This window comes from Buttiauxella warmboldiae (genome assembly GCF_003818135.1).
GTDB classification, from domain to species: Bacteria; Pseudomonadota; Gammaproteobacteria; order Enterobacterales; family Enterobacteriaceae; genus Buttiauxella; species Buttiauxella warmboldiae.
The window spans coordinates 1-6746 of record NZ_RPOH01000112.1; the positions used below are offsets into that span (position 1 = coordinate 1).

3 protein-coding genes and 1 pseudogene are annotated in these 6746 nt (G+C 51.2%); 1 reads left to right on the forward strand and 3 read right to left on the reverse strand.

Annotated elements, in window-relative coordinates; all coding sequences use genetic code 11:
- Positions 1 to 52: 52 nt before the first annotated feature.
- A complete protein-coding gene (locus EHN07_RS19935; protein WP_124025747.1) occupies positions 53 to 244 on the reverse strand; it encodes a YfgG family protein in 192 nt (63 codons plus the stop codon).
- Positions 245 to 590: 346 nt separating this feature from the next.
- On the opposite strand from EHN07_RS19935, the gene EHN07_RS19940 reads away from it, so the two are divergent.
- Positions 591 to 2828, forward strand: coding sequence for an EAL domain-containing protein (locus EHN07_RS19940; RefSeq protein WP_124025748.1), 2238 nt, complete (start codon positions 591 to 593; stop codon positions 2826 to 2828).
- Between the two features lie 49 nt (positions 2829 to 2877).
- Here EHN07_RS19940 and ppx read toward each other — a convergent pair whose 3' ends face one another.
- On the reverse strand, positions 2878 to 4419 hold the full coding sequence (gene ppx, locus EHN07_RS19945) for an exopolyphosphatase (protein WP_124025749.1): 1542 nt from the start codon (positions 4417 to 4419) through the stop codon (positions 2878 to 2880).
- Between the two features lie 23 nt (positions 4420 to 4442).
- Positions 4443 to 6502 (reverse strand): annotated as a pseudogene (ppk1, locus tag EHN07_RS19950) (polyphosphate kinase 1).
- Positions 6503 to 6746: the final 244 nt, after the last annotated feature.

Consider the following 6746-nt stretch of genomic DNA (forward strand, 5'->3'; position numbering starts at 1 on the left):
TGTTTTTTATTGATGGCCTCTGTTCATTTTGCGAAAAACATGAGGTTTGTCATCAGGCTGGATTGATGTTATTCACGGACAGGCTACTTTGCTGTGCTTCAGCTTTGTCCTGATGATGGTGCCAGGCAGCGATGGCTGAGTAGACAAAACGGCCAAACAGGAAGAGAAAACTGATAAGCAGAATAATGCGGGTCATACGATTGTTAAACTTATGTCGTCTTCGCATACTCGTAACCTGTGTCACGCAAATGATCCTTGATGTTTGCCCGTCAACCGCGGGCGACGGTGATATTTATACACAATGATGCTTCAGGGTCAATTGTGGGCGCCGGGAGATCCCAGCCTAAATTATTTCCCCTTGTTATATAAACATTTCTTAATGTTAGCTGCTGAGTCTATCGGCGATGGCTGATGAGATTATTCTTCAATGGATTTTACTCTTGCTGAAGAAATTGATTGAGATCAAATTATCCCGGCCAGCCCTGATTAGAATCTGCACTCTATTCCATAGCGATATGGTTTTATCGGTTGGGTTGGAAACCCGGGCGAAACGTACCCGAGCTGGATGACAGGGTTTTTGGCGATAATGCATGTATCTGGCAAGCTGGTATAAAAAATATAACCAACAATGGTGGGCACTGCCTCTGGTGCTGCCGAGTTTACTTCTTCCTTTAGCTTCATGGTGTAACGCCGATACCATCATGGACGGAGGGCGGGTGTTCCTCGTCTATATGCCGCTGGGGTTGATGACGGCTTTTATGCTGGTTTTCGGTTGGGCAGCCCTGCCGGGAATCATCATTGCGCTACTCGTCCGCTATGTGCCGCTGAAGGGGGAGTTCGCCGCAATACTGGCGGCCATTCACTTCCTGGTTCCCCTTACTATTAGCTGGGGAGGCTACCGTATTTTTGTCCCTCGCCGTGCCTCGGTGATGTTTGGGGCGATTAAACTCACTGGCCACCGCATGTTGTGGCTGGTGTTAGTTAACGCCGTGACTTTTTTGGTTATCTACCAGGTGGGGGTTTTCTTTGGCTGGTATGACGATGTCAGCAAGGTTATCCCGGAAAATCCTCTCCACACGCGGACGTTAATTAATTTTCAGGCCGTGCTGATTGGCAGCTTAACGGCGATGCCTTTCTCATATTTTTTGATACGAATGTTTCGTAACCCGCGCTTTGTGTTTTCATTCTGGTCGCGGATGAAGGCACAGATACAGCCTGGCGTCACGAGGCTTGAGATTGCGTTGTGGGCGGCACTGGTCGCGCTGCTTGCTGGAATGCTCCTTGCTCCGGTTGATGATTTCAGCACTATTTTTACCACCGATTACACCCTGACGCTGATCCTGCCGCTGATGCTGTGGGGAGCAATGCGCTTCGGTTTTCTGTTTATTATCACCAGCTGGGCGGTGATTTTAACTATTCTGTGCAGCGGGTTTCATAACTATTTACCCGAGTACATGGGTTTTCAGCTGCACCTGGCGATCGCTTCATCGTGCTACGCGGTATTTTCCGTCACTATTTACCTGATGGCGGTCATCACTACACGCCAACGTTTTTTGCATAGTAAAGCGAGCCGCGTGGCCTTTATCGACCCTGTCGTTCAGATGCCAAATCTGCGCGCGCTTAACCGCGATTTATCCCGTGCCCCATGCTCGGTGCTGGTGTTTCTGCGGGTGCCGGAGCTGGAGCTGCTTGGCCGTAACTATGGGGTACAACTTCGTATCCAGTATAAGCAGCAGTTTAACGAATATCTGCGTCCGCTATTAGCCGCAGATGAGCCGGTGTATCACCTCTCCGGCCATGAACTGGCGGTGCGCTTAAATTATGATTCCTATCTTGAGCGGATAGAGTCCCTGGACCTGCGTGTGAAGCAGTTCCGCTTTATGTGGGATGGTATGCCGATGCAGCCGCAGGTGGGGATGAGTTATTGCTATGTTCGCCCGCCAGTCACCCATATTTACTTGCTGTTAGGTGAACTGAGCTCGATGGCCGAGCTGTCGCTGTCGACATCCAAACCTGAAAGTTTGCAGCAGCAGGGCAGCAACCCGATGCAAAATGCGGTGCGCAGCAAAGTGGCGATGATGAACCGTCTGCAGGTTGCCATTGATTCCGGTAACTTCATCCTGATGGCGCAGCGCATTGATGGCATTCGTGGCGATTATTACTATGAAATTTTGCTGCGTATGAAAGGGGATCACGACGGGGATATTATGTTTATGCCCGAAGCGTTTTTACCTGTGGCGCATGAGTTTGGCCTGTCTTCGAAAATAGACGCCTGGGTGCTGGAGGCCACGCTGAAATTTATGGATGAAAACCGTGCGCAGCTTCCCGGTAGCCGTTTTTCCATTAATCTCACGCCGGCTTCCGTGGGGCGTTTACCGTTTGCTAATGAGGTAAAACGCCTGCTGTCACGCTACAGAATTGAGCCCTGGCAGCTTATTTTTGAAATCACCGAGAGCAACTCACTAACCAATTTTGAGCAGGCTAACGCTACCCTGACCGCTTTGCAAAATATGGGGTGCCGGGTGGCGATTGATGACTTCGGGGTGGGCTATGCCAGCTATGCGCGGCTAAAAGATATTAGCGCAGACATCCTGAAAATTGACGGCAGTTTTATCCGCAATATCCTGACCAGCAGCCTGGACTACCAGATTGTGGACTCCATTTGCCAGCTGGCGCGGATGAAAAAGATGCAGCTGGTTGCCGAGTATGTCGAAAGCGAAGCGGTGAAAGCCGCCGTGCAAAATCTGGGGATCGATTACATTCAGGGATATTTAATTGGGCGTCCGCTACTGCTTGAAAAGCTCGTGGAGCGTAATACTAATACTTAGAGTGAGTTAGAATGACCAGACGCCCTGATGGGCATCTGGTTTTACCTCGTCAGGCAGCCGCTTCCGGGCTGGCTTCTTCTTCAATTTTAAGCTTCCAGCCCGGCGTATTATCCCAGTATTGCTGTTCACGTTCTAAATCCAGCAATACCAGGGTGTTCTGGCTGAACCAGTCGTGGGGGAAACGCAGCGTCCATTGCTTTTCGTCCGTTTCCAGCACCAGGGTTGGTGGCGTTGTTGTAGCCTGGCGTTGATTATTCAGCAGCACCCCTAAACGCAGAATTTGCATCAACGGCAAGAACTGCTTCTTCTTAAACAGCGCAAAGCGTGGCAGGTCATCAATTTTTATCGCTTTGCGGTGATAGCGTACCAGCGAGGCAATCAGCATCTGCTGTTCCTGATTAAAGCCCGGCAGGTTGCTGTGTTGCAGAATATAAGCCGAGTGGCGATGTAACCCGCTGTGGTTAATATTCAGCCCCACTTCATGCAGCATGGCCGACCATTTCAGCAATGCGGCCATTTGTGGATTAGCCAGTTGCGGATTTTGCGCTTCCCACTGCTGATAAATATGCTCGGTGGTCGCGAGCACGCGCCTCGCCTGATCGCTGTCGATATGGTACTGGTTTGCCAGGCTTTGCGCGGTACGGATACGGATATCCTGGTGGCGGAAACGGCCTTCCATCTCATACAGCACCCCTTCACGCAGCGCCCCGTCAGACAGACGCAGCTCACGAATTGCCAGCGAGTCAAATACCCCGCAGAGAATCGCAAGGCCGGGCACGAACACCGCCTTACGCTCATCGGAAAGTCCCGGCAGGCTCATCGCGTTGAAACTCTTATATTTCAGCACCTCATCGCGCAGCATTTGCAGGCGTTCGGGCGTAATGATGCCGTCCTTTTCGCCCATATTCACCAGCACTTCATGGGCGGCTTTAATGGTGCCTGATGCCCCCATGGCGACATTCCAGCCCTGCAGGCGGAACTGCCATGAAAGGTTCTCCAGTTTCTGTACTGCCGCAAGGCGCGCGCGCCTGAAGTTTTCCGGCGTAATATGCCCCTGCGGGAAAAAATTTTGCCCAAAACTGACACAACCCATGCGGCGGCTTTCGACCAGCATGGGTTCAAAATCTTCACCGATGACAAGCTCCGTTGACCCGCCGCCAATATCAATCACCAGCTTGCGGCCTTTTTCTGGCTGGGTATGTTCCACCCCCATGAAAATCAGACGCGCCTCTTCGTTACCGGAGATGATTTCAATCGGGTAGGGGATAACCTGTTCGGCTCGTTTCAGGAATTCGCTGGCGTTGACCGCCTGGCGTAAACTGTGCGTCCCCACGATACAGACATTCTCTGCGCAGAATCCCTGCAGGCGTTCAGCAAACAGCGCAAGGCATGACAACCCGCGTTCCATCGCCTCTTCGCTTAGCTCGTTTTCAGCATTCAAACCATCGGCCAAATGGACGCGTTGCTTCAGGCGGCCGATGATTTGCATCGCGCCGTCAACCACTCGCGCAATCACCATATGGAAGCTGTTTGAGCCAAGGTCTACTGCTGCGAACTCTTGCGGCCGGGGAGCGTGTTTTTTTATCGGCATAAGTTTATCGTCGACATAAGGCGTTATTCAGGTTGTTCCAGAGATTTGATGTAGTCGTAAATCGCCAGCTGTGAGCGCACTTTACGGCGGTTGCGCGCGGCACATAGCGATTACTCAGTTCTTTATCGAGATAGCGCGCTTTCACCGTATCGCTGAAGAGTATTTCAATGATATCCAGTATCCGCTGTTTCAGGCGCGGGTCGAGAATAGCAACAGCCACCTCAATACGGTAATCAATGTTGCGCGTCATCCAGTCGGCAGAAGAGAGATACACCTTCTTATCGCCGCCATTTTCGAAGATATAGACGCGATCGTGCTCAAGATAGCGATCAACAATGCTGATAACGCGAATATTATCGCTGATGCCAGCAAGATTAGGGATCAGCGAGCACATCCCGCGCACCAGAAGATTGACCTTCACCCCCGAGCTTGAGGCCGCATATAGCCTGTCCACCAGCCCCTTATCGACCAGGTTATTCAATTTCAGGGTAATGCCCGACGGCGCGCCCCTCTGGGCATTGGCAATCTCTTTATCGACCAAATCGTACAGCAGGCGACGCGAGTTCTGCGGCGAAACCATCAGATGTTCAAACGTTACCGGGCGATAGGGGTTTTCAATAAAGTTAAACACCCGACGCACTTCATTGGTAATACGTGCATCGCAGGTGAGCAGCGAGTAGTCGGTATATAGCCGCGCCGTTTTCTCGTTAAAGTTACCGGTGCCAATGTGCGCATAGCGCACCACTTCGTCCCCCTCTTTACGGGAAATCAGGAACAGCTTGGCGTGAATTTTCAGGCCGGGCGCTGAAAAGATCACGTGTACTCCCGCTTCCGTCAGACGCTTCGCCCAATGAATGTTGGCCTCTTCGTCAAAGCGCGCCTGTAGCTCCACAACCACGGTGACTTTCTTGCCGTTGTGCGCGGCATGAATCATCGATTCGATAATGCGCGAGTCTTTCGCCACGCGGTAAATATTGATTTTTATTGCCAGTACGCTTGGGTCGAACGAGGCCTGGCGCAGCAGCTCCAGAACGTGCTCAAAGGTGTGATACGGATAGTAGAGCAGCACGTCACGATTGCGGATGGCATCAAAACCGTTGCGGAATTTATCGAACCAGATATGGCGCAGGCGCGGCAGCGGCTTATTCAGCAGGTTGGCTTTGCCGACGTTGGGGAAATTAATAAAGTCTTTAAAGTTGTGGTAGCGCCCGCCGGGAATAATCGAGTCGTAGTTGGTGATGGTAAGCTTATTACGCAGCATTTCCACCATGGTATCGGGCATATCGCGCTGATAAACAAAACGCACCGGCTCTGCCGTCAGGCGCTGTTTCAGGCTTGATGACATCAGCTCCAGCAGGCTGGACTCCATCTCGGTGACCAGATCGTATTCTGCGTCGCGGGTCATTTTCATTGAGTAGGCGTTCAGCGCGTCATAATCGAAGAAGCCTTTGAAAATGTCATCCAGGCAGTAGCGCAGGATATTATCCAGAAGGATCATCGGCTTGCGGCGGCGTGGCGCTTCCGGCGGCAGATTAACAAAGCGCGGCACTTTATCGGATGGAATTTCCAGCAGCGCGTAGCGGATGTCATCGCCACGAATGATCTCAACCGCCAGATAGGTGTAATCATCTTTCAGAAATTGCACCAGATCGGTGTCGTGGTTAATCAGGATCGGCGTGATGTGCTGGCGCAAATAGTGTTTAAAGTAGTGGCGCAGCCAGTTTTGCTGATTTGGCGACAGCTGGCGTTCGTTGATCAAGAAGATCTGATTGCGCGCCATCTCCAGCAGCAGATCGTTATATAACCCATCAAACTCTTGATCGGCTTTGAGCACCCGCGCCTGAATTTTATTGAGTAAATGGCGCGAATTAGGCGCTGTGCCTTGTTCTTCACTGATCAGAATACGCCGCTTGAGCTCGGCGAAACGAACCTTATAAAACTCATCAAGGTTATTCGAATAGATGCCGAGAAAACGCATTCTTTCGATCAGCGGGTTAATTTTATCTGCCGCTTCCTGGAGCACGCGTTCGTTAAAAGACAACCAGCTCAGTTCTTTTTCGATATACAGCTTATCCTGACCCATTAGCCCTCACTTGCGTTTTCGTGGACGTTAACATGCCGTCACGTCTGCCATTATGGCGAGCTTTGGCGGGGAATGTCCAATGCAGGCCGAAAAGTATGACGATTAGTGATGACGATAAGTAAGCGTTGTAGGGGGAGGCGTGAAAAAGGGGCTTTCACCCATTAAGGTTGCTGACAAAGAAGGAAAAAGCGTGGTTTTTCCTTCTTTGTGGTCATCAGCCGAAAATCAATAAATTGATTTTCCT